The 25225-nt window shown below is 71.1% G+C and carries 24 protein-coding genes; 7 read left to right on the forward strand and 17 right to left on the reverse strand.

Going from position 1 to position 25225, the window contains the following annotated elements:
* The coding region (locus tag VD659_RS00005; RefSeq protein ID WP_423259050.1) for an aquaporin at window positions 1–243 on the reverse strand (243 nt) is incomplete at its 3' end.
* Between the two features lie 40 nt (window positions 244–283).
* The gene (locus VD659_RS00010) at window positions 284–2029 is read right to left on the reverse strand and encodes a glycerol-3-phosphate dehydrogenase/oxidase (protein ID WP_423259051.1); all 1746 of its coding nucleotides are present in this window, start codon (window positions 2027–2029) and stop codon (window positions 284–286) included.
* A 135-nt stretch (window positions 2030–2164) separates the two neighbouring features.
* Here VD659_RS00010 and VD659_RS00015 point away from each other — a divergent pair, with 135 nt between their 5' ends.
* Window positions 2165–3133 (forward strand): sugar-binding transcriptional regulator, encoded by a 969-nt coding sequence (locus tag VD659_RS00015; RefSeq protein WP_423259052.1) that lies wholly within the window; start codon window positions 2165–2167, stop codon window positions 3131–3133.
* 825 nt (window positions 3134–3958) lie between these two features.
* Here VD659_RS00015 and VD659_RS00020 read toward each other — a convergent pair.
* Window positions 3959–4762 (reverse strand): 2-phospho-L-lactate guanylyltransferase, encoded by an 804-nt coding sequence (locus VD659_RS00020; RefSeq protein WP_423259053.1) that lies wholly within the window; start codon window positions 4760–4762, stop codon window positions 3959–3961.
* Window positions 4763–4862: 100 nt separating this feature from the next.
* Here VD659_RS00020 and VD659_RS00025 point away from each other — a divergent pair, with 100 nt between their 5' ends.
* The 3 genes from VD659_RS00025 (at window position 4863) to VD659_RS00035 (ending at window position 6635) form a co-directional block, all read left to right on the forward strand.
* Window positions 4863–5273, forward strand: a complete 411-nt coding sequence (locus VD659_RS00025) for a transferase (RefSeq protein ID WP_423259054.1) — start codon at window positions 4863–4865, stop codon at window positions 5271–5273.
* Window positions 5274–5346: 73 nt separating this feature from the next.
* On the forward strand, window positions 5347–5727 hold the full coding sequence (locus VD659_RS00030) for a DUF6412 domain-containing protein (RefSeq protein WP_423259055.1): 381 nt from the start codon (window positions 5347–5349) through the stop codon (window positions 5725–5727).
* An 89-nt stretch (window positions 5728–5816) separates the two neighbouring features.
* Window positions 5817–6635: a YidC/Oxa1 family membrane protein insertase gene (locus VD659_RS00035; protein WP_423259056.1), complete on the forward strand. Its 819-nt coding sequence runs from the start codon at window positions 5817–5819 to the stop codon at window positions 6633–6635.
* A 120-nt stretch (window positions 6636–6755) separates the two neighbouring features.
* On the opposite strand, the gene VD659_RS00040 is transcribed toward VD659_RS00035, so the two are convergent.
* The 4 genes from VD659_RS00040 to VD659_RS00055 all read right to left on the reverse strand — a co-directional run bounded on the left by VD659_RS00040 (window position 6756) and on the right by VD659_RS00055 (window position 11325).
* Window positions 6756–7574: a coenzyme F420-0:L-glutamate ligase gene (locus VD659_RS00040; RefSeq protein ID WP_423260029.1), complete on the reverse strand. Its 819-nt coding sequence runs from the start codon at window positions 7572–7574 to the stop codon at window positions 6756–6758.
* 69 nt (window positions 7575–7643) lie between these two features.
* Window positions 7644–8135, reverse strand: coding sequence for a pantetheine-phosphate adenylyltransferase (coaD, locus tag VD659_RS00045; protein WP_423259057.1), 492 nt, complete (start codon window positions 8133–8135; stop codon window positions 7644–7646).
* A gap of 45 nt (window positions 8136–8180) precedes the next feature.
* A complete protein-coding gene (locus VD659_RS00050; RefSeq protein ID WP_423259058.1) occupies window positions 8181–8957 on the reverse strand; it encodes a hypothetical protein in 777 nt (258 codons plus the stop codon).
* A gap of 97 nt (window positions 8958–9054) precedes the next feature.
* Window positions 9055–11325 carry an ATP-dependent DNA helicase RecG gene (locus VD659_RS00055; protein WP_423259059.1) on the reverse strand — a complete coding sequence of 757 codons (2271 nt, stop codon included), beginning with the start codon at window positions 11323–11325 and terminating at the stop codon, window positions 9055–9057.
* Between the two features lie 65 nt (window positions 11326–11390).
* Between VD659_RS00055 and VD659_RS00060 the strand changes: the two genes are divergently transcribed.
* Window positions 11391–11999, forward strand: a complete 609-nt coding sequence (locus VD659_RS00060; RefSeq protein WP_423259060.1) for an RsmD family RNA methyltransferase — start codon at window positions 11391–11393, stop codon at window positions 11997–11999.
* A gap of 578 nt (window positions 12000–12577) precedes the next feature.
* Here the strand turns inward: VD659_RS00060 and VD659_RS00065 are convergent.
* A complete protein-coding gene (locus VD659_RS00065) occupies window positions 12578–13879 on the reverse strand; it encodes a thiamine-phosphate kinase (protein WP_423259061.1) in 1302 nt (433 codons plus the stop codon).
* 24 nt (window positions 13880–13903) lie between these two features.
* Here VD659_RS00065 and VD659_RS00070 point away from each other — a divergent pair, with 24 nt between their 5' ends.
* Entirely contained in the window at window positions 13904–14461 is a 558-nt protein-coding gene (locus VD659_RS00070) for a DUF3515 family protein (RefSeq protein ID WP_423259062.1), read from the forward strand.
* 146 nt (window positions 14462–14607) lie between these two features.
* On the opposite strand, the gene VD659_RS00075 is transcribed toward VD659_RS00070, so the two are convergent.
* The 7 genes from VD659_RS00075 to VD659_RS00105 all read right to left on the reverse strand — a co-directional run bounded on the left by VD659_RS00075 (window position 14608) and on the right by VD659_RS00105 (window position 22554).
* Window positions 14608–15702 (reverse strand): D-alanine--D-alanine ligase family protein, encoded by a 1095-nt coding sequence (locus VD659_RS00075; RefSeq protein ID WP_423259063.1) that lies wholly within the window; start codon window positions 15700–15702, stop codon window positions 14608–14610.
* On the reverse strand, window positions 15614–16777 hold the full coding sequence (locus tag VD659_RS00080) for an NAD(P)H-dependent glycerol-3-phosphate dehydrogenase (RefSeq protein ID WP_423259064.1): 1164 nt from the start codon (window positions 16775–16777) through the stop codon (window positions 15614–15616). The genes VD659_RS00075 and VD659_RS00080 overlap by 89 nt, the downstream gene beginning before the upstream one ends.
* Window positions 16774–17484: a lysophospholipid acyltransferase family protein gene (locus VD659_RS00085; protein WP_423260030.1), complete on the reverse strand. Its 711-nt coding sequence runs from the start codon at window positions 17482–17484 to the stop codon at window positions 16774–16776. Before VD659_RS00085 ends, VD659_RS00080 begins: the two co-directional genes overlap by 4 nt.
* 129 nt (window positions 17485–17613) lie before the next feature.
* On the reverse strand, window positions 17614–18984 hold the full coding sequence (gene murA, locus VD659_RS00090) for a UDP-N-acetylglucosamine 1-carboxyvinyltransferase (RefSeq protein ID WP_423259065.1): 1371 nt from the start codon (window positions 18982–18984) through the stop codon (window positions 17614–17616).
* 67 nt (window positions 18985–19051) lie between these two features.
* Entirely contained in the window at window positions 19052–19648 is a 597-nt protein-coding gene (leuD, locus tag VD659_RS00095; RefSeq protein ID WP_423259066.1) for a 3-isopropylmalate dehydratase small subunit, read from the reverse strand.
* A 2-nt stretch (window positions 19649–19650) separates the two neighbouring features.
* Window positions 19651–21345, reverse strand: a complete 1695-nt coding sequence (leuC, locus tag VD659_RS00100) for a 3-isopropylmalate dehydratase large subunit (protein WP_423259067.1) — start codon at window positions 21343–21345, stop codon at window positions 19651–19653.
* Window positions 21346–21564: 219 nt separating this feature from the next.
* Window positions 21565–22554, reverse strand: coding sequence for a TerC family protein (locus VD659_RS00105; protein WP_423259068.1), 990 nt, complete (start codon window positions 22552–22554; stop codon window positions 21565–21567).
* Window positions 22555–22740: 186 nt separating this feature from the next.
* On the opposite strand from VD659_RS00105, the gene VD659_RS00110 reads away from it, so the two are divergent.
* A complete protein-coding gene (locus VD659_RS00110) occupies window positions 22741–23550 on the forward strand; it encodes a TIGR00645 family protein (RefSeq protein ID WP_423259069.1) in 810 nt (269 codons plus the stop codon).
* A gap of 34 nt (window positions 23551–23584) precedes the next feature.
* Here the strand turns inward: VD659_RS00110 and VD659_RS00115 are convergent, their stop codons facing one another.
* Complete coding sequence (locus VD659_RS00115; RefSeq protein WP_423259070.1) at window positions 23585–24307, reverse strand: PadR family transcriptional regulator; 723 nt, start codon at window positions 24305–24307, stop codon at window positions 23585–23587.
* Window positions 24304–25191, reverse strand: coding sequence for a DUF4097 family beta strand repeat-containing protein (locus VD659_RS00120; protein ID WP_423259071.1), 888 nt, complete (start codon window positions 25189–25191; stop codon window positions 24304–24306). Before VD659_RS00120 ends, VD659_RS00115 begins: the two co-directional genes overlap by 4 nt.
* Between the last annotated feature and the right edge of the window lie 34 nt (window positions 25192–25225).

Below are 25225 nucleotides of genomic sequence, written 5' to 3' on the forward strand. Positions count from 1 at the left end.
GCTCTTCGCACCGTTCGCCACGAGACCCAGCGTCACTGCCGGGTTGAGGTGGGCGCCCGAGGCGTAAGCGACGATGACACCGGCGAAGACCGCGAGGCCCCAGCCGATGTTCACCATCAGGAATCCGCCGTTGAAGCCCTTGGTGCGGATGAGCGCCACGTTGGCGACCACACCGCAGCCGAGGAGCACGAGGAGGGCTGTGCCCACCAGCTCCGACAGGAAGTCGATACCGAGATTGTCCACGTTGACCTTTCTTCAGGGGCGACGGCTTCCGCCGCCCGACTCAGTTGACGGCGGCGGTCGCCGTCGTGTTCGCCGCGTCGACCACGATGCCGTGGAAGAAGCGGAGGTTCTCGGCCGCGAGCTCGCGCTCGGCGGTCAGTCGTTCGGCCGACCAGCCCTGGGCCGCGGCGGCGAGCTCGCTGAGCTCGTCGAACACGGCCTGGTCGAGCGAGCCCACGAAGGCGATGATGCTGCGGCGCAGCACCAGGTCGCTGAGGTGCGCGACGTGCTCGCCCATCAGGAACTCGACCTCGGCGGTGCTGTAGCCGGGCAGGGTCGCGAGCGGAGCATCCGTCTCCTCCGCTGCGACGATGCGCTCGATGACCTTGGCGGCGTTGGTGCCGTAGCGCGCCAGCAGGATGCGCGTGCGCGCCTCACCGAGGTCGGCCCCGTGGGCCTTCACCCAGCTGGCGACCGCGGCCGGGGTCTGCGGGAAGCCGACGCCGCCACCGATCTGCAGGTCGACGGTGCTCACGGTGCGGGTCTTGCCGAGCAGGGCCAGCGTGTCGTTGGCGAGGTGCTCGGAGAGGGCACGGAAGGTGGTCCACTTGCCGCCGACGAGACTGAGCTGCTTCACCGTGGCCGACGTGCCGAAGGAGGTCTGCTCGATGCGGTAGTCGCGCGACACGAAGCCGGGGGCAGTGTCGCCGTGGCCGGGCAGCGGGCGGATGCCCGAGTAGCGGTAGACGATCTGCGGGCGGTCGACGTGGATGGTCGGGAAGACGTGCTTCACGAGTCCGAAGAAGTAGTCGACCTCCTCCTCGGTGCAGACGGCGGGCTGGGCCGGGTCGGCCTCGAGGTCGGTGGTGCCCACGAGCACGCGGCCGTTGAGCGGGTAGATCAGCACGATGCGGCCGTCGTTGTTCTCGAAGAACACCTCGCCGCCGGCGCAGGCGTCGAACAGCTCCTGGTTGTCGAGCACGATGTGCGAGCCCTTCGTGCCGCCCATATACTTGGTGGCCTCGCCGAATGCGGCGTTGGTGAGGTCGGTCCACGGGCCGGTGGTGTTCACCACGACGTCGGCGGTGACCGTGAAGGTCTCGCCGCTCAGGGTGTCGCGCAGCACGACGGCGTCGCCCTCGGCGCCGATGGCCTCCACGTAGTTGGCGGTGCGGGCCTTCGGGCCGGTGGCCAGCGCATCCTGAACCAGGTCGAGCGCGAGGCGCTCGGGGTTCTCGACGGCGGCGTCGTAGTAGGTGGCGGTGTACTTCACGTCGGGGCGGAGCTTGGGCAGCTTCGCGAGCGACTTCTTGCGACCCACGAACTTGTGGCGCGGCACGTTGCCGCCGTCGCGCGAGAAGGAGTCGTAGCCCATCAGGCCGACCTTGATGAGGAGGGCGCCGCGCTCCTTGGGCTTGCCCTGCTTGTGGGTGAGGAAGCGGAGAGGAGCCGACAGGATGCCCGAGAAGGTCGAGAAGATCGGGATCGTCGTGGGCAGCGGCTTCACGTAGTGGGGCGCCAGGCGCAGAAGGCGGTTGCGCTCCTGCACGCTCTCGCGCACCAGGCGGAACTCGCCGTTCTCGAGGTAGCGCACGCCGCCGTGGATCATGTGGCTCGACGCGCTGGAGGCACCGGAAGCGTAGTCGCCGCGTTCGACGAGGATGACGTCGACGCCCTGCAGCGCCAGATCGCGGAACGTGCCGATGCCGTTGATGCCGCCGCCCACGATGAGCACCTGGGCTCGGGGGTTGGAACGGATGCTCTCGACGTTCTTTCGGACTTCGGCCTGCTGGCTCTGTGAACTCACTGTGTACTCGCCTTCGTGCTCTCGTGAGGGTTGCGTCTTGGCAATCCATGCGACGACATCCAGTTCTACGACGTTCATCACATATGATCAAGCTGGTTGCACATATGTGCACGAGACGGAAGGATGCGACGGAGCATGGCGATCGAAGCGAGCCCCGGCGGCGACAAGGTGCGGGACGCCCTGCGCGCGGCTCACCTGTACTACATGCAGGACCTCACCATGGAGGCGATCGCCAGCGAACTGCGCACCTCGCGCTCCTCGGTGTCGCGGCTGCTCGGATTTGCGCGGGAGACGGGCCTCGTGGAGATCCAGGTGAAGTCGCCGGTCGACCGGGTCTCGTCGGTGCAGGACCGCATCCTCGAGCGCTACGGCGTCACGGCGCACGTGGTTCCGGTGCCCGACTCCACTCCCGAGGTCGACCGGCTCGAACGCGTGGCCATGAGCGCTGCACGGATTCTCGGGCCGTTCTTCGACTCGAACATGACCATGGGCATCGCGTGGGGCTCGACGCTCTCGGCGGTGTCACGGCACCTGCAGGAGAAAGTGACGCACAACTCGCAGATCGTGCAGCTGAACGGAGCGTCGAACGCGCGCACCACGGGCATCGGCTATGCGAGCGAGATCATGAGCCGCTTCGGCACGGCCTTCGGCGCCTACGTGCAGCAGTTCCCCGTGCCGGCGTTCTTCGACGACCCGAGAACGAAGGAAGTGCTCTGGCGCGAGCGCAGCATCCGGCGGGTGCTCGAGATCCAGAAGCACATGGACATCGCGCTGTTCGGGCTCGGCTCGGCCTTCGCCGAGGTGCCGTCGCACGTCTACGTGGGCGGCTACCTCGACGACGCCGACTTCGAGCAGCTCACCCACTCCGACGTGGTGGGCGACGTGGCGACCGTGTTCTATCGGGCCGACGGGTCCAGCGACGACATCCCGATGAACGCGCGGTCCTCCGGCCCCTCGCTGTCGCTGCTCCTGAAGGTCTCGCGGCGGGTGTGCGTGGTCTCGGGCCGCTCGAAGCTGCCCGCTCTCCGGGGGGCGCTGGCGGCAGGGGTGATGACCGACTTGATCATCGACGAGGCGACGGCGCACGGGTTGCTGGCTGGCTAGCTAGCTGCCGTGGGCGCCGTGCTTCGCGCGGCGTCCACGGGTCGCGCCGGTCCCCGCCCGGCGCTCCGCGACATGTGAGCGTGCGGTCGCTGGCGCGGCCGCGCGCTCACCTTGGGTCGTCGAGCAGGGCCTGTTGCGGCGGGGTCGCGGGGTGAGTCGTGGGGCGGGGAGGAAGGGGGCTGGGGCCCGCTGCGTGGGACGCCGGGCGCCGGGCGCGGGTGCGGCGTGGGCGGCGCGCAGGGGAGAACTACGGAGTTCTGCGCCGGAACGCTGGGAGTACGGATGCTCAGTCCGTTGGTACGGGCGGGGTCCGTCGGTTTGGGCGGGATACGAGGCGTGTGGTGGCGTCTGGCGGGGTGGCAGCGTCGGGCGGCACGCAGGCGTAGAACTCCGGAGTTCTGGGCTCGGACGCGGGGAGTACGGATGCTCAGTCCGTCGGCTCGGGGGCGGTCCGTCGGCTCGCGCGGAGTCCGTCGGCTCGGGCGGGATACGGAGGCCTGTGGTGGCGTCTGGCGGGGTGGCAGCGTCAGACGGCACGCAGGCGTAGAACTCCGGAGTTCTGGGCCCGGACGCGGGGAGTACGGATGCTCAGTCCGTCGGTTCGGGGGCGGTCCGTCGGCTCGGGCGGGGTCCGTCGGCTCGGGCGGGGTCCGTCGGCTCGGGCGGGATCCGTCGGTTCGGGGTGGCAGCGTCGGGCGGCACGCGGGCATAGAACTGCGGAGTTCTGGGCCCGGACGCGGGGAGTACGGATGCTCAGTCCGTCGGTTCGGGGGCGGTCCGTCGGTTCGGGCGGGGCGTCGTCGGTGGGGCGGGAGCGGCGGGCGGTCAGGGGGCGGTGACGCTCGGCGGAGGGGTGTGGCGGCGCGCGGCGTCGGCGACGACGAGGGCTGTGGCCGGGCCCAGGCCGCGGGCTTCGGCGCGGGCGAGATCGGCGGCGGTGTCGACGTCGAGGCGGAGGGTGGAGGTGGGGGGCAGTTCGAGCGGCGCATGGCCGGCGGCGGTGTGGCGGGCAGCGGAGCCGGCACCGAAGCGCGGCACCAGGGGCACGCCGGGGAGCGCGGTGATGAGGGTGGTGCCGGTTCCTTCGGCGTCGGGCACGACGGCGAGCGGATGCGCGGCGGCGGCCTCGAGGGCGGCGTCGACGTCGGCAGTGGTGAGGCAGGGCAGATCGCCGAGCAGGGCGGCGACGGCGGTGGGCACGGCACCGGCGGCAGGCGTGAGGCCAGTCGTCTGCCCAACACCGGCAGTCCCCCTTGCGCCGGCAGTCGACCCCACACCAGCGGTCGGCAGAGGGCCCGCGATGCGCGCGGCGGCGACGGCTGACGCGGCCGCGATGCCGGCGGCGACGGCCGCGTTCAGGCCGGCGCCGGGGTCGGGGACGATGTCGGCGCCGAGGGCGCCGAGCGGGGCCGCGACCGCGGACTGCGCATCCGTCACCACGATCACGCGGGCGACGCGGGGCGAGGCGATCAGCGCGGAGACGGCGTCGAGCGCGAAGGCCTCGACGAGGCGCATCCGCTGCTCGGCCGACAGGGCCGGCGCCATGCGGGACTTGCCATCGGCGGTGCCCTTGACAGGGACCACGACGGTCCAGCGGAGGGCGGATTCGGGGAGCGGGGAGTCAGACACTGTGATCGATTATCGCCCACGCGGGAGCGGGTATGCGGCGAGACAGAACGATCGGTCCGCTTGGCGGAATGATACAGCTGCATTGTTTGTTCAAGACAACGTGAGCAGAACATTCCTGGAGATCGAAGGCGAACGCGGCATCGTGTCGAAGTATCGCCGCCACCCCAACGGCAGGGGCTACGTGGCCGTCGGCGCCGAGGTCGACCCCTCGGCCTATGTGGATCCCACCGCCTACATCGAGGCCGGCGCGCGCGTGGGCCAGAAGGTCTCGATCGGCGGGGGAAGCTGGATCGAGAACGACGCGGCCATCGGCGCGGGCGTCGTCATCGGCGCGAACGTGCACGTCGGAGCCGGAGCGGTCATCGGCCGCTCGGCCAAAGTCGGAAGCCACTCGCGCATCGGCGAGAAGGCGGTGATCGCCGACGGCGCCACCGTCGAACGCGACTCGAACATCGCGCCCGGCTCGAAAGCCGGTCGCGCCCGCGGCACGGACTACGCCCGCGCCGCCTGAGCCGCCGCCCGCGCCGCCTGAGCCGAGCCGCTCGCCCCGGGCTGCGACGGAAGCCTCGCGATAGAGTTCCTGCATGAGTGACGCGACGCGCACGCGCGGCAGCGAAGGCGGCCTCGGCCGAACCGCGCTGCTGCGCCTGCTCGCCGTGGCGATGGGCCTCGGGTTCACCTGGTTCGTGGCGGCGGGCCTCGGATCGGTCGCGGCACCGGGGCTCGATCCGGCGCCCACGGGCATCCTCGCCGCCGTCGCGGTGCTGGCCGCCGCAGCCGGCCTCGCGCATGTCTCGGCCTCGGCGCGGCTGCTGCTCGCGAGCATCCTGGCCCTCTCGGGCCCCCGCACCGAACGCGGAGGCGACGACGACCCCGGCCTCCCCGCCGTCATCACTCAGAGCCGTCCGGATGCCCCGGGCCGGCCGCAACCCCGAGCTCCCGGCCGCCTCCTGGCGGTCGTCTAGGAGCCTCCCCCGTTCGCGCACCCCGCAAGGGCGCGACGACTCCTCCTGCGACCAGATGAACCCTCATCCGTCGCTCATTCAGGAGTCCCATGAACATCTATGCTTTCGGCCCCATCGCGGCCGCGCTCGACGCCGCATCATCCGTGATCAATGCCCTCTCCACCGCCCTCGCACCGCTCGCCGGCGCGAACGCGGCGGCCCTCGCCATCGTGCTCATCACCGTCCTCGTGCGCATCGCGCTCATCCCGGTGGGCCTCTCGCAGGCCCGAGCCCAGCGGATGCGCCTGCGCCTCGCCCCGCGGTTGGCCGAGCTGCGCCGCCGTCACGCCGGCGACCCCCAGCGCCTGCAGCGCGAGACCATGGCCCTCTACGCCGCCGAGAAGGCCTCGCCGTTCGCCGGATGCCTGCCCGTGCTCATCCAGGCGCCCGTCCTCTCGCTCATCTACGGGCTGTTCCTGCTGCCCACCATCAACGGGCACCCGAACGCCCTGCTCAGCGCCACACTGTTCGGCGCACCTCTCGGCACCAGCTTCACGAACGCGCTGGGCAGCGGAACCGACGCCGCGGGCGTGGTGGCGAGCGCCGTGGTGCTCGCGCTCATCACGGGGGTGGCGCTGCTCTCCCGGTGGCGTAACCTGCGGGCCGCCGCCGCGAACGCGGGCTCCGCGGCGGCACCGCGGCCCGGCGCCGGAGCCGGCTCCGCGGCGGCGCTGCCCGTCGACGCGACGGGAGCGGCCGCTCTCGCGGCGTTCGGCCCCGACGGCTCGGCGACGCGCATCCTGAGCTGGCTGCCGCTCCTCACGGTGGTGTTCGCCGCCTTCGTGCCGCTCGCCGCGAGCATCTACCTGCTGGTCACGACCGCGTGGACCCTCGGCGAGCGCGAGGTGCTGCGGCGGCTCGTCGTGTAAGGCGCGGTCGCGACGCCGCGAGCCGGGGATTGCCCCGAACGGAAGGAGAATCGGCCCGAAAAGGCGCGTTTCGCACGCGACACCCCCGAATCTCCTCCCGTTCGGGGCGCACCGGCACGATCAGGCGTCGCGGGCGGCCGCGAGCCCGGCGGCGAAACCCTCGGCGAAGCCGGCTGCGTGGCCCTCGGCGCGCCCGAGCGCGAGCGCCTCGTCGGTGCCGAGCCGGAACATGTCCTTCTCCCCCGTGCGGCTCAGGATGCGCGCCGGCGTGTCGAGCCCGTCGACGACCGCGTGGCCGAAGCCCCGCACGAGGGCAACGGGCATGCCGCTGGCCTTGCCCTTCACCAGGTCACCCGCCGAGGCCAGCTCGTCGCCGATCGCGGCCTGGGTGACCACGAGCTCCTGCCCGAAGCTGTCGCGGCTGCCCCGGAGATCGTCGAGCACGCGCACGCCGGCGGCGCCGATCGCCTGATCGATCTGGCCGTCGCGCCACGCGCGGCCGAGGGTGTCCGACACGATCACGCCGAGCCGCACGCCGAAGCGCGCGCGCAGCCCGGCGGCGAGAACGCGGGCCGAGGCATCCGGGTCGGCGGGCAGCAGCAGCACGGTGCCTTCGGGGGTGTTGCTGGCGTCGACGCCGGCGGCCGCCTGCACGATGCCCTGCCGGTTCTCGACGATGCGGGTGACGCCGCCCGGATGCGCGCGCGTCGCGACCACCCGCACGGTCTCGGCGGTGATGGCGTCCTCGCGGTCGGCGGCAGCCACCCTGCGGCCCTCGGCCTTGGAGACGATCTTGCTCGTCACGACGAGCACATCGCCCTCGGCGGGAGTCAGCCCGGCGGCCACGAGCGCGTCGCCGATGAGCGCCACGAGGTCGGCCCCTTCGGCGATCTCGGGAAGGCCGGGCACCGGCACCACGAGGATGCCGCCCGCAGGCACCTCGCCGGTCGCCCCCGCCGCGGCTGCGGTCACGGCTCCGGTCCCGGCTCCGGCCGTCTCCGACACGCGTCAGTCCGTCGTGTGCTTGAGGAACTCGGCCACGGCAGCCGGAACGTAGGGCGCCACGTCGCCACCCAGCGCCGAGACCTGCCGCACGAGAGAGCTCGACACGTGCGCGTGCGCCGGATCGGGCAGCAGGAAGATCGTCTCGACCCCCGCGAGGTTGCGGTTCACGATCGCCATCGGCGTCTCGTAGGCCACGTCGACCTGCGAGCGGATGCCCTTCACGATGGCCGTCGCGCCCACGTCGGTGCAGTAGTCGACGAGCAGCCCGACCGACCACGAGTTGATGATGATGTTCCGCCCGGTGAGACCGCGCTCCGCGAGCGCCTTCTCGATGAGGGCGACGCGGTGCGCGATCGGGATGAGGGCGTTCTTGTCGGGGTTGTGCACCACCACGACGTGCAGTTCGTCGAACAGCCGCGCGGCACGCTCGATGACGTCGATATGCCCCAGGGTGATGGGATCGAACGAACCAGGGACGACCGCGACGCTGCTCATGCCTCCCAGGCTATCAACGCGGCGTTACCTCCTCGTTACACGTCGTCACCGGATGAGGGTTCTCTCCCGGCCTGCATCGCGGATCGAACCGGGCACCGGATGCGTCGCCGCGGCATCCTGGACCTCCGGCTGCGCCGTCTGGGCGGCTCGCTCGGCCGCCACGAAGGCCGCGCACAGGTCGATGGTGTCGGCCAGCAGCTCGCGCAGGCGTTCGTCGGGGAACGGCGCGCACGCCGACCGCACGCCGTCGACCGACATCGCGATGGTCACGTGGGTCTGCCGCTGCGAGATCTCCGCGCGCCGCCAGCGCAGGTTGCGCTCGAGGAACCGCCGGGCCCAGGCATCGGCCTCCGGGGCTTCGGCGAGGGCCTCGGCGAGCCGGTGCTCCACCTCGCCCGTGCCGGATCCGCCCGCGCGTTCTAGCGCCTCGGCGCAGACGAGAGCGCCGACGGCGAGCGCGTGCTGACGGTCGATCGACGCGATCGGGATGGCGGCCGAGGCCGCGCGCACCGCGATGAGCGAATCCAGCCGCGGGTCGTCGCTCGTGAGCCCGATGACCGAGGGGATGAGCGGCGCCAGCCTGCCCCGCCCTTCGTTCGACGTGAGGTCGTTCACCGCCCGGGCCATGTGCGCGAGCCCCGCGTGCGTGCACCCGGGGTGATCGCTCCAGCGCTCGCCGGCGAGGAACGACGCGAACTCCATGAAGCAGGCGCCGGAGCGCGGGCTGCGGTGCCGCCCCGCCGAGAGCACCGGCATGATGTCCAGCTCGAGGGTGCTGGTGCGGGATTCCATCCCGTTGCGACGCGATTTCGTGGTCTTCATACCCACCTCATCTCCACTGGATTCCACTGTGCGCCCACCGACGCGATTTTTCAATGGGGCGCGGGCGATCCGTGCTGCGGGAACCCGCCGATCGCGGTCAGTTCTTGGCGAGGAAGCTGCGTTCGGATTCGCGCAGGCGACGGTCGAGGGCGTCGCGGAGGGCGGGATGCGCATCCAGCCCCGGATCGGCGTCGACGATCTCGAACGCGGCGGCCCGTGCGTCCTGGATGATGTCGGCGTCCTTCACCACGCGCAGGAGCCGCAGCGAGGAGCGCCCGCCCGACTGCACGCTGCCGAGCACGTCGCCCTCGCGTCGCAGCTCGAGGTCGATCTCGGCGAGCGCGAAGCCGTCGAGCGTCTCGGCGACGGCATCCACCCGCTGCCGGGCGAGGGACTCGGGCTCGGCGTTCGTGACGAGCAGGCAGAGCCCGGGCACGCCGCCGCGGCCCACGCGACCGCGCAGCTGGTGGAGCTGGCTCACACCGAACCGTTCGGCGTCGAGCACCACCATGGTGGAGGCGTTCGGCACGTCGACCCCCACCTCGATGACCGTGGTGGCCACGAGCACGTCGATCTCGCGGGCCGCATAGGCGCGCATGACGGCGTCTTTCTGCTCGCTCGGCATGCGGCCGTGCAGCGCCTCGATGCGGGCTCCGGCGAGGGCCGGGTTGTCGCGCAGGCGCTGCAGGGTCTCGACGACGTTGGCGACGGGCACGGATGCGGTGGGGGGCGCATCCGATTCGCCGGTCTCGCCGGGGCCCTCGTCTCCGTCGAAGTCTTCGGTGCCGTCGCCGGAGCGGTCGGCCGGGTCGATGGCCGGGCACACCACGAAAGCCTGGCGCCCTTGGGCGAGCTCCTCGGCCACGCGCTGCCAGATGCGGCCCGCCCAGCCCGGCTTGTCGGCCAGCGGCACGCTGAAGCTCTCGATGCCCTGCCGGCCGGCGGGCAGCTCGGTGATCGTGGAGACGTCGAGATCGCCGAACACCGTCATGGCGACGGTGCGCGGGATGGGCGTGGCGGTCATCACGAGCACGTGCGGCGGAGTGGCCCCCTTCTGCCGGAGGGTGTCGCGCTGCTCCACGCCGAAGCGGTGCTGCTCGTCGACCACCACGAGTCCGAGGTCGTAGAACTGCACGGTCTCGGAGAGCAGGGCGTGGGTGCCGACGACGAGCTTCGCTTGGCCCGACACCATGCGCAGCAGCGCCTTCTTGCGCTCGGCGGTGGAGAGCTGCCCGGTGTGGAGGGTGGGAACGAGCTCGGCGGCGAGGTCGGGGCCGAGCACCTTCACGATCGAGCGCAGGTGCTGCGAGGCGAGCACCTCGGTGGGAGCGAGCAGGGCCGACTGGCCGCCGGAGTCGGCCACGGCGAGCATGGCGCGCACCGCCACCAGGGTCTTTCCCGAGCCGACCTCGCCCTGCAACAGACGCATCATCGGGAGCTCGGATGCGAGGTCGCGGGCGATCTCCGAGCCCACGAGCTGCTGGTCGGCGGTGAGCCGGAACGGCAGGGCGGCATCGAAGCGCTCGAGGTAGCCGCCGGGCTTCGGACGCCGGGCCGTGGTGGGAACGGCGTGGGCGAGGCTGCGCTGGCGCACGAGCGCGGTCTGCAGCACGAAGGCCTCGTGGAAGCGCAGGGTGTCGCGCGCCCGCATGAAGTCGGCGTCTTTCTCGGGCCGGTGGATGAGCTCGTAGGCGCGCTGGGCCGTCAGCAGGCCGCGTTCGGCGCGGAGCTCGTCGGGCACCGGGTCGGGGATGGCTCCGCGCAGGCCGTCGAGCACGATGCCGACCGCGTTCGCCATCTGCCAACTCGGGATGGAGGCGGTGGCCGGGTAGATGGGGATCGGCATCTCGGCCCAGCGCCGGGCCGCGGCGTCGTCGAGCGCGGTCGCGTCGGCCTCGGTGTCGCCGAGGGCGCTGAGCCCCAGCTCGTCGAAGAGCTCGTAGTTCGGGTGGGCGAGCTGCAGCGCGCCGCGGTATTCGGAGACCTTTCCGGCGAAGATGCCGCGTGAGCCGGGGCGGAGCTCGCGGGCGCGCCAGGCCTGGTTGAAGAAGGTCAGGCTGATGATGCCCTCTCCGTCGGAGATGGACACCTCGAGGATGGTGCCGCGGCGGGCGCGCATCTGGCGCTCGCGCACGTCGCGCACCTCGGCCACGATGGTCACGTTCTCGTTGAGCGGCAGCTTGGCGATGGCGGTGAGCTCACCGCGGCGGGCGTAGCGTCTCGGGTAGTGGCTGAGCAGGTCGGCGACCGTGCGCATCCCGAACGCCTTCTCGAAGGCCGTGGCCGTGCGGCCGCCGAGCACGCCGGAGAGCTTCGCGTCGAGCGCCGCACCCGTGTCGGGCGACGACGCGGGAGCCGAGGCTGTCATGCCTCGAGTCTAGGCGGCGGCGCCGACACCGGGCCCGGGCGCCGATGGGCGGGTAAGGTGCTGGGGTGACTCGCATCATCGCCGGATTCGCCGGATCGCTGCCGCTCTCGGTGCCCCGATCGGGCACCCGCCCGACCAGCGATCGCGTGCGCGAGGCGATCTTCTCGGCCCTGGAGGCCCGCGGCGGCCTGGAGGGGCTGCGCGTGCTCGACCTCTACGCGGGCTCGGGGGCGCTCGGGCTCGAGGCGGCGAGCCGCGGGGCCGCATCCGTCACCCTGGTCGAGAAGAACCCGGCCGCGGCACGGGTCGCCCGTCAGAACGCCGGCGTGGTGGAGACCGCGGCGGGCAAGCGCGGGAGAGCGGATGCGTCACCGCGGCCCCGCATCGACGTCGCGGTGCAGTCGGTCTCGGCCTACCTCCGCGGGGCGCCCGTCGTGGCGGGCGCGGGCTTCGACGTGGTGTTCCTCGACCCGCCGTACGACCTCAGCGACGCGGAGCTGGGCGAGGCCCTCGCCGCCCTCGCGCCGCTCGTGGCCGACGACGGCACCGTGATGGTGGAGCGCAGCAGCCGCTCGCCCGAGCCGGCGTGGCCGGCCGGCCCCGGCCCCGCGCTCGTGCTCGACCGCTCGAAATCGTACGGCGAGACCGTGCTCTGGTGGGCGAGCCCCGCCTGACCCCAGCAGCCGGCCGGGGCAGCCGTCGCCGGCCGGGCCGACCCGCGGCCCGAGCACCCAGGGCTGCCGTCCCCGGCCGGGCCCACCCGCGACCCGAACACTCGGGGCTACCATCGCCGGGCTTCCCGACCCCGTGGCCCGACCACCCGGGGCTACGGTCGCCGGGCTGGCCGACCCCGCGGCCCGACCACCCGGGGCTACGGTCGCCGGGCTGGCCGACCCCGCGACCCGAACATCCGGCGCTGCCGTCGCCGGCCTGGCCCACCCGCGACCCGAACATTCGGGGCACCTGTCACCGGCCCGCCGGCCCGCCCACCCGACGCACCCATCGGCGGCTCGATCGACTCACGACCCGACCCCGCCGACCCTCGGTCACGCCGACCCAACCCGGCCGCCCGACCGCCCGAGGCATGCCGACACGACCGACCCGCGGCCCGACCACCCGACCAACCGACCGTCCGAGGCATCCACCGCCGATCCGAGCGGGCCGTCCGACCCCGCACCCGGCAGCGAGCGGGCGGGCCTACGCGCCAGGACCGATGCGATCGCTGGCAGAGTGCCCTGACACCGGCGTGCGGTCAGCCGGCCTCGCCGTTCCAGTCGGCGTAGGGGTCCCAGCCGCCGAGTTCGTCGTAAGGGCGGTCTCCGAGGAGCACGACGGGCGCCGCACCGCCGGCGTCGACGATGGTGCCGAGCGCGCGAAAGCCCGTCGGCAGCGGCACTCCAGGCGGGAATGCGGCGAGCAAGGCGTGGTCCTCTCCCCCGGCGAGCACGAAGTCGACGGCGTGGTCGCCGACGACCGCATCGAGGTCGATCAGGTCGCGCGCCTCCCGGGCGATGGCTCCGGGGTCGAGTCGCACCGTGCATCCGCTCGCCACCGCGATGCGGCGGGCGTCGAGGGCGAGGCCGTCGGAGACGTCGAGCATGGCCGTGGCGCCGCCGAGGGCTGCCGCGACGCCGAGCGAGACCGGCACGGTCGGGCGGAGCTGGGCTTCGACGATGTCGGCGTGATCCCGCCGCAGAACCGCCGCACGCGCCGCGTCGGGCTCGCCGGGCACGACGCCGGACGCGGCCTCGGGTCGCACCCCCGCACCCGCACCCGCCCCGACTGCCGGCGTCGCCACGCGCCCCGAGCCCGCCGAACCGGATGCATCCGCACCCTCCGCGCCCGACCGCCCCTCCTCCGCAGCGCCGGCGGACCACCCGCCCGCCGCACCAGATGCATCCGCACCCGCCTCGCCCGACGACCGCCCCTCCTCCACAGCGCCGGCGGACCACCCGCCCGCCGCACCCGTCACACCGTCGCGGAACAGCAGCCAGATCCCGGCGCCGGCGCGGCCCAGCTCGCCGGCCACGGCGAGCACGTCTCCGGGGCGGGCACCGGAACGCGTCACGGGAGCACGACCCTCGAGGTCGCCGAAGGCCGTCACCGTGAGGGTGAGCGCCGACGATACCGAGAGGTCGCCGCCGACCACCCCGCAGCCGGGCGCGGCGGCCGCGCAGCCGTCGCGCAAGCCATCGGCGATGCCGAGCAGCGCCTCCACCGGCGTGTCGAGGGGGGCGGCGATGGCCACGACGAGCGCCGTGGGCCGTGCTCCCATGGCGGCCACGTCGGCGAGGTTCGTCATGGCGGCCTTCCAGCCGAGGTCGTGCGGCGTCGACCACGCGGTGCGGAAGTCGGGGCCGTGCACCATCATGTCGGTCGTCACCACGAAGCGCCCGTCGGGGGCGGCCACCACGGCGGCGTCGTCACCGGGGCCCAGCAGTTCGGCCGCGGCGTGCGGCAGCCGCGGAAAAATGCGGCGCAGCGTCTCGCCCTCACCGACCTCGGCCAGGGTCGCGGAGTGCTCATTCGCAGGGAACCCAAAGTCGGCGGTCACCCCTCAACGGTAGCCTGAACAGCGATGTCCCTCCCCGAATCCCTGTCAGCCCGCCTGCGCGCGCGCCGCCCGGCCCGCTCCGCCCGCGGTTTCGCCCTGATCACCGCCGGCCTCGTCGCCGCGATCGCGCTCAGCGGCTGCTCCGGCGCCGTCGCCCTCGACCCGGCCGCCGACGCCACGAACCCGAGCTGCGCCGACGTGATCGTGCGCCTGCCCGACACCGTGGGCGACCAGCCCAAGCGCGAGACGGATGCGCAGGCCACCGGCGCCTGGGGCGACCCCGCGAGCATCCTGCTGCACTGCGGTGTGGCCTCCCCGGGCCCCACCACGCTGCCCTGCGACAACGTGAACGGCATCGACTGGATCCGCGACGACAGCGACGCCCCGCTCTACCGCTTCACGACCTTCGGACGCACCCCCGCGGTGGAGGTCGTGCTCGACTCCGGCGCGGTCTCGAGCAGCTCGACGCTCGTCGACCTGGCCACCGCCGTGGGCTCGATCCCGCAGACCGGCCAGTGCCTCAACGTCGACGACACCACCGGCACGGCAACGCCCGTGCCCATCCCGAGCGACGCCCCGTAGCCCCAGCCCTGGTCCCAGCCCCAACCCGCTCGCGAACGGCCGCGAGGTAGCGCTAGATGCTCGACCCTTGGCGCTCGCGAGCACCTGGCGCGACCTCACGAGCGGACGAGCGGACGAGCGAGCGAGCGGGCGGGATGCGGAGGGGCTCAGCCCTCGAGCGCGAGCGCGATGAGCTCGTCGATGATCTCGGGGTAGCTCACGCCCGAGGCGATCCAGCACTTCGGGAACATCGAGATCGGCGTGAACCCGGGCATCGTGTTGATCTCGTTCACCACGAACCCGGTGGGCGTGAGGAAGAAGTCGATGCGTGCCAGACCCGCGCCGCCCACGGCCGTGAACGCACGCGCGGCGAGCTCCTGCATCTCGGCCAGCTGTTCCGGCGTCAGCACGGCCGGGCACACCAGCTCCACCCCGGCCGCGCCGAGGTACTTCGCGTCGAAGTCGTAGAACTCCCGCGTGGTCATCACGATCTCGCCCGCAACCGACACCCTCGGCGCGCCGCCGTCGCGGCCGCCCAGCACGCCGCACTCCACCTCACGACCGGCGATGCCGCTCTCGATCAGGATGCGGTCGTCTTCGGCGAAGGCCACGTCGATCGCCGCGGCGAGTTCGTCGCGCGAGGCCGTCGCGACCTTGCTCACGCCCACCGACGATCCGGCGCGAGCCGGCTTCACGAACAGCGGAAGGCCGAGCGACCCGGCCGACGCGACCACCGCATCCGGAGCCGAGGCCCACTCGCGGGCCGTCACCGTGCGCCACGGCGCCACGGCGATGCCGTCGGCGGCCAGCACCGTCTTGGTGAAGTGCTTGTCCATGCCGAGCGCCGAGGCGAGCACGCCCGACCCTACGTAGGGCAGTCCGAGCAGCTCGAGCATGCCCTGGATGGTGCCGTCCTCGCCGAAAGGGCCGTGCAGGATCGGGAACACGACATCGACCGAGCCCAGCGAGCGCACCGAGCCGTCGACCGAGCGCACCGCCAGCTCGCGGGTCGCGGTCGACTCCGGCCACAGGATGCGCGAGCCGTTGTCGACGACCTCCGGGAGCGCGTTCACATCGAGCCGGAACTTCGCCGGGTCGTCGTCCTCGAGCACGAAGGCACCCTCGCGGGTGATGCCCACGGGGATCACGTCGAAGCGCGAGCGGTCTATGGCGTCAAGAACTCCGCCCGCGGTGGCGCAGCTGATCGAATGCTCGCTGGAGCGACCTCCGAAGAGCAGCACCACCGTGATCTTGCCTGGCATCGAGAGTCCTTTCGCCCTGCGGCCCCGAGTCGTCGTCGGTCGTCAGGTGGGGTGCAATGTCTTTCGGATCGAGCGTACCGGCCAGCACTTCGCTCACCTGACGGCAGATGGGCATGTCGACGCCCTTGGCCGCCGCGAGGGCCAGCACGGGCGCCACGGAGGCGAGCCCCTCGGCCGTCTGCTGCATCGACTTCACGACGTCGGCGTAGCTGTAGCCCTGGCCGAGCAGGCGGCCGGCGGTGTTGTTGCGCGAGAGCGACGAGCCCGAGGTGGCGATGAGGTCGCCGAGCCCCGCGAGACCCGACAGGGTCTCCGGATGCCCGCCGTAGGCCACCGCGAAGTCGGTCATCTCCACGAGTCCGCGCGTGATGATCGAGGCCTTGGTGTTCTCGCCGTAGCCGACGCCGTCGACGATGCCGATCGCCACGGCGATCAGGTTCTTCAGCACGCCGCCGAACTCGGTGCCGATCACGTCGGTGTTCACGAAGGAGCGGAAGTAGCGGTTCGTCGCGATCGCCGCCACCGCCTCGGCGGTCTCCAGGCTCGTCGACGACACCACGGCCGCGGTCGGCTGCTCCTTGGCGATCTCGAGCGCGAGGTTCGGTCCGGAGGCCACGGCGATGCGGTCGCGGTCGATCTCGAGCACCTGCTCGAGCACCTCGCTCATCCGAAGCCCGCTGGCCTTCTCCACGCCCTTCATGAGGCTCGTCACCGGCACGCCGGCCGGAACGAGCGAACGGATCTGCTCGAGATTGCCCCGCAGCGACTGGCTCGGGACCGACACGAACACGAACTGCGCCCCGTCGAGCGCGGCGGCCACATCCGGCACCGCGGTCACCGCGAGCGGCAGGTTGACGCCCGGCAGGTAGTCGCTGTTGCGCTTGGCCTCGCTGATCTCCTTGGCGAGCTCGGGCCGGCGAGCCCAGAGCGTGACGTCGGAGCCGCCGTCGGCGAGCACCTTCGCGAAGGTCGTGCCCCAGCTGCCCGCGCCCAGCACGGTCACGCGAGGACGCACGGATGCACCGCGCCCGGCTCGTGCTGATCGCTGCGGGTCGCGGGCGGCGTTGCGGGTCATTCGGTGTCCTTCTCGAGGCGACCGAACTCGGTCTGATTGTGCTTCGACGGGTTCCAGCGCTCGGCGGGGGCGGTTTCGCCGCGCAGCTCCTCGAGCAGCACGGTGATCGCGGCCATCAGGCGGTCGGTCGCCTCGGTGAGCGTCTTCTGGTCGAGGGGGTTGCCGCGGAGGTCGTCGAGATCGACGGGATCGCCGAAGACGATCTGGATGGTCTTGCGCGGAAACAGACTCAGCTTCTTCGAGTAGCGCGGCAGCACCGCCTGCGTGCCCCAGTGGGCCGCCGGGATGAGCGGGATGCGATGCTCGAGCGCCACGCGCACCGCGCCGGTCTTGCCGCGCATCGGCCACAGCTCGGGGTCGCGCGTGAGCGTGCCCTCGGGGTAGACGATCACGCCCTGCTGATGGTCGACCAGCTGGTTCGCCGCCACGATCGAGGCGCTGCCGCGGCCGGGGCCCGAGCGCTCGACCGGGATCTGCCCGCTGCGGCGCAGGGCGAAGCCCACCACGGGGATGCGGAACAGCGACGCCTTGGCGAGGAAACGCGGCGCCCGCCCCAGCCGCCACACCGACCACGCCATGATGACGGGGTCGATGTTGCTGTAGTGGTTGGGGCTCAGCACGAAGGGGCCGCTCGCCGGCATCTTCTCGCCGTGACGGATGTCGAGCTTCGCGATGACGTTGAGGAACGGAACCACCGCCGCGGACATCGCCGTGAAGGCGACGGTGCGCTCGCTCTGCTTGCGCCGCACGACGGGCTTCGCCGGCTTCGGCGTCTGCTCTTGACTCACTGTTCCCACGCTAGCCGCATCCGCCCGGGAACGCCGCCGACATGACGACTACTCGGCGAAGTAGAAGTCCGCTCCGAGCTTCTCGAGCTTGCCCACGAAGTCGCCGTAGCCGCGGGCGATCAGACCCACGTTCGACACCGAGGACTGGCCCTTGGCGGTGAGCGCCGCGATGAGGTGGCTGAAGCCACCGCGCAGGTCGGGAACCTCGAGCTCGGCGCCGTGCAGCTGGGTGGGCCCGGTGATGACCGCGGCCTGCTCGAGCGCGCGGCGGGGGACGCGGCGGTTCGGGTCGGCGAGACCCTCCTTGTGCACCTCGATGTTCGCGCCCATCTTGATGAGCGCGTCCACGAAGCCGAAGCGGTTCTCGTAGACGGTCTCGTGCACGATCGACGTGCCGTGCGCCTGCGTGAGGGCGATGATGAGCGGCTGCTGCCAGTCGGTCATGAAGCCGGGGTGCACATCCGTCTCGATGACGACGGGCTTGAGATCTCCACCGGGGTGGTAGAAGCGGATGCCCTCCTCCTCGATGTCGAAGGCGCCGCCGATCTTGCGGAACACGTTGAGGAAGGTCATCATCTCCGACTGCTTGGCGCCGGTGGTGAAGATCGAGCCGCCCGTGGCGAGGGCCGCCGAGGCCCAGGATGCGGCCTCGTTGCGGTCGAAGAGCGCGCGGTGGTCGTAGCCGTTCAGGCTCTCGACGCCCTCGATGAAGATGGTGCGGTTGGGCTCCACCGAGATGATGGCGCCCATCTTCTGCAGCACGGCGATGAGATCCATGATCTCGGGCTCGATGGCCGCGTTCTTGAGCTCGGTGGTGCCGAGCGCGCGCACGCCGGTGAGCAGAACCTGCTCGGTGGCGCCGACGCTCGGGTAGGGCAGCTCGATGTTCGCGCCGCGGAGGCCGTTGGGTGCCGTGATGTTGATGCCGCTGGGCAGCTTGTCGACGACCGCGCCGAACGCGCGCAGCGCATCCAGGTGGAAGTCGATCGGGCGGTCGCCGATGCGGCAGCCGCCGAGATCGGGGATGAAGGCGTGACCGAGCCGGTGCAGCAGCGGGCCGCAGAACAGGATCGGGATGCGGCTGGAGCCGGAGAGAGCGTCGATCTCGGCGCTCTTCGCGCTGGCCACGTCGGCCGGGTCGAGCTGCAGCACGCCGGTGGCGGCCGAGCCCGTGATCTTCACGCCGTGGATCTCGAGCAGGCTCGCCACCACGTGCACGTCGCTGATGTCGGGAACGTCCCGGAGGGTGCTCGTCGTGTCGCCGAGGAGCGAGGCCACCATCGCCTTCGTGACGAGGTTCTTCGCCCCGCGCACGTCGATCGTGCCGCGGAGCGGTCGGCCGCCGTTGATGACGATCGTGTCGGACTTGAGCCCGACGCGCTCGGCTGCCTTGCGCCCATCCTGTACGAGACTGTTCACTGAATCACCTGCACTGTCTGTTTGACGATTGATCGCGAAGCGGTGCCGTTGTGGAGCACCGCTCACGCTATTTCACGGGAAGAGTTCTTGGTCTCCAACTCGCCCGCCGGCTCTCGAATTCCGTGATCGCCGCTTCGTCTCTGAGTGTGAGGCCGATGTCGTCGAGCCCCTCCAGCAATCTCCATCGAGTGTAATCGTCGATGGCGAAGGAGACTGTGAGCTCCCCGATGGTGGCGGTGCGCTCGGTGAGGTCGACCGTGATCTCGACCCCCGGGTTCGCCTCGATGGCCGCCCAGAGGCGCTCGATGTCGGCCTCCTCGACCTGACCGGTGAGCAGGCCCTGCTTGCCCGAGTTGCCCCGGAAGATGTCGCCGAAACGCGAGCTGAGCACGGCCGTGAAGCCGTAGTCGCGCAGGGCCCAGACGGCGTGCTCACGGCTCGAGCCGGTGCCGAAGTCGGGGCCGGCGATGAGCACCTTGCCGTTCTTGTAGGGCTCCTGGTTCAGCACGAACTCGGGGTCGTTCCGCCAGCCGGCGAAGAGGGCGTCTTCGAAGCCCGTCTTCGTGACGCGCTTGAGGTAGACGGCCGGGATGATCTGGTCGGTGTCGACGTTGCCGCGCTTCAGCGGAACGGCGACGCCGGTGAGGATGTCGATCTTGTCCACGCTCAGACCTCCACGGTTTCTGCTGCTCGCACCGGCGCATCCTGCAGGTCGCTGATGCTGCTCAGCGTGCCGCGGATCGCGGTCGCCGCGGCCACGAGCGGCGACACCAGGTGGGTGCGGCCCCCCTTGCCCTGCCGGCCCTCGAAGTTGCGGTTGCTCGTGCTGGCGCAGCGCTCGCCCGGAGCCAGCTGGTCGGGGTTCATGCCCAGGCACATCGAGCATCCGGCGAAGCGCCACTCGGCGCCGAACTCCTCGACGATCTTGTCGATGCCCTCGGCCTCGGCCTCGATGCGCACCCGGGCGCTGCCCGGAACCACCATCACGCGCACGTGGTCGGCCTTCTTCTGGCCCTTGATGACGCTCGCGAAGGCGCGCAGGTCTTCGATGCGGCTGTTCGTGCAGGAGCCCATGAAGACGGCGTCGACCTTGACCTCCTTGAGCGGGGTGCCGGCCGCGAGGTCCATGTACTCGAGGGCGCGCTCGGCGCTCGCACGCTCGTTGGGGTCGGCGATGGCGGCCGGGTCGGGCACACGCTCGTTGAGCGAGACGCCCTGGCCGGGGTTGGTGCCCCAGGTCACGAAGGGCTCCAGCTCGTCGGCGTCGAGGAAGACCTCGGCGTCGAACACGGCGTCGTCGTCGGTCTGCAGGGTGCGCCAGTACTCGACGGCGTCATCCCAGTCCTGCCCTGCGGGGGCGTGGGGGCGGCCCCGGAGGTAGGCGAAGGTGGTCTCGTCGGGAGCCACCATACCGGCACGCGCGCCCGCCTCGATCGACATGTTGCAGATGGTCATCCGGCCGTCCATCGACAGGCTCCGGATGGCGCTGCCGCGGTACTCGAGCACGTAGCCCTGGCCGCCGCCGGTGCCGATCTTGGCGATCACGGCGAGGATGATGTCCTTCGCGGTGACGCCGGGGCGCAGCGTGCCTTCGACCGTGACGGCCATGGTCTTGAAGGGCTTGAGCGGCAGCGTCTGCGTGGCGAGCACGTGCTCGACCTCGCTCGTGCCGATGCCGAACGCCATGGCGCCGAAGGCACCGTGGGTGGAGGTGTGCGAGTCGCCGCAGACCACCGTGATGCCGGGCATGGTGAGGCCGAGCTGCGGGCCCACGACGTGCACGATGCCCTGCTCGACGTCGCCGAGGGAGTGCAGGCGCACGCCGAACTCCTTGGCGTTGCCCCGCAGGGTGTCGATCTGGGTGCGGCTGGTGAGGTCGGCGATCGGCTTGTCGATCGCCAGCGTGGGGGTGTTGTGGTCTTCGGTGGCGATCGTGAGGTCGGGCCGGCGCACCGGGCGGCCTTCGGCGCGCAGGCCGTCGAAGGCCTGGGGGCTCGTGACCTCGTGCACCAGGTGCAGGTCGATGTAGAGCAGGTCGGGGCTGCCGTTCTCGCCCTTCACGACGAGGTGGTCGTCCCACACCTTCTCGGCGAGGGTGCGGGGGCGGGCGCCCGTCTGCTCCGCAGCGGCCTCGATGTGCGCGATGACCTCATCGGCGTCCTCGGCCAGGTCGACGGGCTCGGCGGCAGCGTCTTCGGCCTCGGCGATCTCGTCGGCGAGCTCGGCCTCGGCGGCGGCGGCATCCGCATCCGCTCGCAGCAGTTCGCGGATGTCGATGGCGACGGTGTCGGCGGGTTCGACGGTGTGGTTCTCAGGAGTGCCGGCGGCGGCGCCGGGTTCCGGAGTCGATGGGGTGCTCATGGATTCGCGTGTCCTTCGGAGAGTAGGGGGTCAGCCAACGACAAACTCCGCGACGAGGGAGGCCTGGAACTAGGACTCGTCGCGGCACCGAAGAAGAAGCCGACCGAACAGCACTCACAGATCGTACCACCGCCCCTCCCACCCCTCCTCTGCCCGCTGCCGATCGCCGAGACGTGCACCACGGTGGCCGATTCGAGCCCCAGCCCTCATCGCCCCACCTCAGGGGTGGAGGGAGGGGGCCGCGGGGGTGCGGCGCATCTTGATGAGGGAGGCGACGGTGGCGACGGTCATCGAGAGGATGATGACCGCGAGGCTCGTCCAGGTGTCGATGTCGGGCACCCAGGTGATGGGCTCGCCCCCGTTCAGGAACGGCAGCTGGTTCTCGTGCAGCGCGTGGAGCACGAGCTTCACGCCGATGAAGGCCAGGATGAACGCGATCCCGTAGTGCAGGTACACCAGCTTCTCGAGCAGGCCGCCGAGCAGGAAGTACAGCTGCCGCAACCCCATCAAGGCGAACACGTTCGCGGTGAACACGATGAACGGCGACTCGGTGATGCCGAAGATGGCCGGGATGCTGTCCAGCGCGAAGAGCAGGTCGGTGGAGCCCAGCGCGAGGAACACGATGAGCATCGGGGTGAACATGCGCTTGCCGTCGAAGGTGGTGCGCACCTTCGCGCCGTCGAAGTCGGGCGCGATGTTCACGCGCTTGCGGAGCAGCCGCACGAAGGCGTTCTCGCCGTCGCCCTCGTCCTGCTTGCCGAAGGCCTGCTTGAACGCGGTGTAGAGCAGGAACGCTCCGAAGATGTAGAAGATCCAACTGAGGGACTCGATCAGCTGCGCGCCGATCAGGATGAAGATGCCGCGCAGCACGAGCGCGATGATGATGCCCACCATCAACGCCTCCTGCTGATACTTCCGGGGCACGTTGAAGCGCGACATGATGATGACGAAGACGAAGAGGTTGTCGATCGACAGGCTGTACTCCGTCAGCCAGCCGGCCAGGAACTGCCCGGCGTGCTCGCCGTCGCCGAACACGAGCATCAGAACGGCGAAGACGAGCGCCAGCGCCACGTAGAACACCACCCACAGGGTGGCCTCCTTGAACGAGGGCACGTGGGGGCGTTTGAACGCCAGGATCAGGTCGGCGGCGAGGATGACGACGAGCACGACGAGCGAGACGATCTCGAACGCGAGAGGAAGCTGGGTCACGAGGACCTTTCGACGGAAGCGGAGGCGGATTTCGGACGCGGCGAAGCGCCGAAAGTCTCTCCCGCACGCGCGCGCGCCGCAGCCCCGGGGCCCCGGCGATGGGACCCGTGATGACGAGGTCTACGAGCTGGGATACTCCCCTTCTCACGGCAATAGTACAGCCGGGCCGACACTAGAATCGTGCGCGTGAGCCGAGACGACAGCCCCGACCCCGCCCGCCCCTACAAGTACTCCCCCACTGCCCGCACGCTGAGCTACTTCATCTTCGCCAGCCGCTGGCTGCAGGCGCCGCTCTACCTGGGCCTGATCATCGCGCAGATCATCTACGTGATCGTGTTCATGGTCGACCTGTGGCACATCATCGAAGACCAGGTGCTGCACAACTGGGCCACCATCGACGAGACCGTCGTGATGCTCGCGGTGCTCGGCCTGATCGACGTCGTGATGATCGCGAACCTGCTGATCATGGTGATCATCGGCGGCTACGAGACCTTCGTGTCGAAGCTGCACGTCAACGGGCATCCGGACGAGCCGGAGTGGCTCTCGCACGTCAACACCAACCTGCTGAAGGTCAAGCTGGCGGTCTCGATCATCTCGATCTCGTCGATCCACCTGCTGCGCACCTTCATCGAGGTGGGCGACCTGGGTTCGCCCGGGGCCCTGTCCGTCACCGGTGACGGCGAGGAGGAGGTGCGCTACACCGAGGCCGGCGTGTTCTGGCAGGTGATGATCCATCTGTCGTTCGTGGTGTCGGCGCTCGCGCTGGCCCTCATCGACCGGATGTCGCACAAGGGCGGCGCCCGCAAGCTCAAGGGGCGGGCGCCGCTCGACCCCACGGAGCCGACCTTCACCCCGCCGGCAGGCGGCGGCCCGGCCCACACGGGTCAGGGCGGCCAGGCTCCGGATGGGCGCGAGTCGAGCCTCGTGCCGGCCGGAGCGGTGCCGGTGACGGCCGTACGCGGCTACCTCATCGACGGCAAGTTCGTCGAGGCGTAGCCGGCAGCGGCCGGTCGGCACCGATCGGCACCCCTCAGCGGGCAGCCCGCGCCCGCGCCTGCGTCAGATCGTCGCGGAATTCGTGCCGCACCTCGCTGAGGCGCTGTTTGAGCCGCGCCACCGCATCCGCGTCGAGGCCCTCCGCCGTCGCGGCCTTGCGCAGGTCGAGACGCAGCTGCTGCCGGAACTCGTTCACCGCGGCCTCGGCCTCCCGCGCGAGGAGCGCGGAGTCGGCACGCGTGGGCGCCGGACGGCCTCCGCCGGAGGTGCCCGCACCGTTCGTGCCGCCGGCCGCCGCGCCCGACGAAGCGCCGGCGCCCGCACCCCCGCCCCCGCCCGTGAACCCCGAGGCAGCCGCCTTCGCGCCGGCCCGCGCATCCCGAGCCGCCGAGGCCAGGTCGGCCTTCAGGCTCTTCATCGCCTGGTCGACGCCCGAGCGCACCTCGTCGGCGAGACGCCGCACCGAGTCGGAGAGCTCCGCCTCGATGTCGTCGAGCTCGCCTCGGCGCGCGGCGAGCTCCGCGCGCCCCGCGTCGGTGATGGCGTAGACGGTCTTGCGTCCGTCGGCGGTCTTGGTGACGAGGCCCTCCTCCTCGAGCTTCGCCAGGCGCGGGTAGATGGTGCCCGCGCTCGGGCTGTAGGTGCCGCCGAAGCGGTCGCTGAGGGCCTGGATGAGCTCGTAGCCGTGCTTGGGCGACTCGTCGAGCAGGCTCAGCAGATAGAGCCTGAGGTGGCCATGGCCGAAGACGGGACTCATGCCGGGGCCTGCTCGTTCTCGTTCGCCGGGGCCTCCGCGGTGGCGTCGTGCGCTGCGGCATCCGCCGCCGGCCCGGCCGCCGCATCCGGTTCGCGGAACATCACCGTGATGTTGCCCGACACGGAGTTGGCGCGGAACTCGGTCCAGCGGCCGTCGAGCACGCCGGTGTGGCCGTTGTAGCCGCCGCCGCGCAGCCCCTTGATGGTGCTCGGGCCGAGCTGGAGCACCCCGGAGACCGAGTTCACGTTGTAGCGCGCGGCCACGTCGCCGTCCAGGCGCACGGTGAGGTCGCCCGAGACGGTGTTGTTCTGGATCTCGTCGGGCGTGCCCGTGGTGTCGACGAACACCTCGGCCGAGACGCCGTCGACCGAGAACCGGCGGAAGGCGCCCACAGCGGTGATGTCGCCCGAGACCGTGTGCGCGTTCACGAGACCGACGTGGTCGCGGATGGAGATCTCGCCGTTCACGCTGTTGAGGTCGAGGTCGCCGGTGACCGCGTCGATCACGACGTCGCCCGAGACCGTGCTGATGCGGGCATCCGTGGTGAGGCCCGAGATGAGGCCGGATGCGGAGATCACCCCGAACTTCAGGGCCACGTCCCTCGGCACCACCAGGCTGATGTCGGCGCGCGCGTTGCCGCGCCACGACTTGAAGACCTCGACGAAGTTGTCCCAACGCAGTTGCGGGTGGTCGATCTCCAGCGTGTCGCCGTCGATCGAGATCTTGAGGTCTTTGCCCGAGACCGAGTGCACCTCGATGCGGGCGCCGGGCTCGTCGTGACCGATGATGTCGATCTGGCCGCCGATGAGGCCGACCTTGAGCGAGCGCACGAGCTCGATGTCGATGATCTTGGGACCGTCGACGATCCATTTCTCCAGTACCACGGTGTTCTCCTGCCCGATTCGCGATATATCGCGT

It is taken from the genome of Herbiconiux sp. 11R-BC (assembly GCF_049472555.1).
Classification (GTDB): domain Bacteria; phylum Actinomycetota; class Actinomycetes; order Actinomycetales; family Microbacteriaceae; genus Herbiconiux.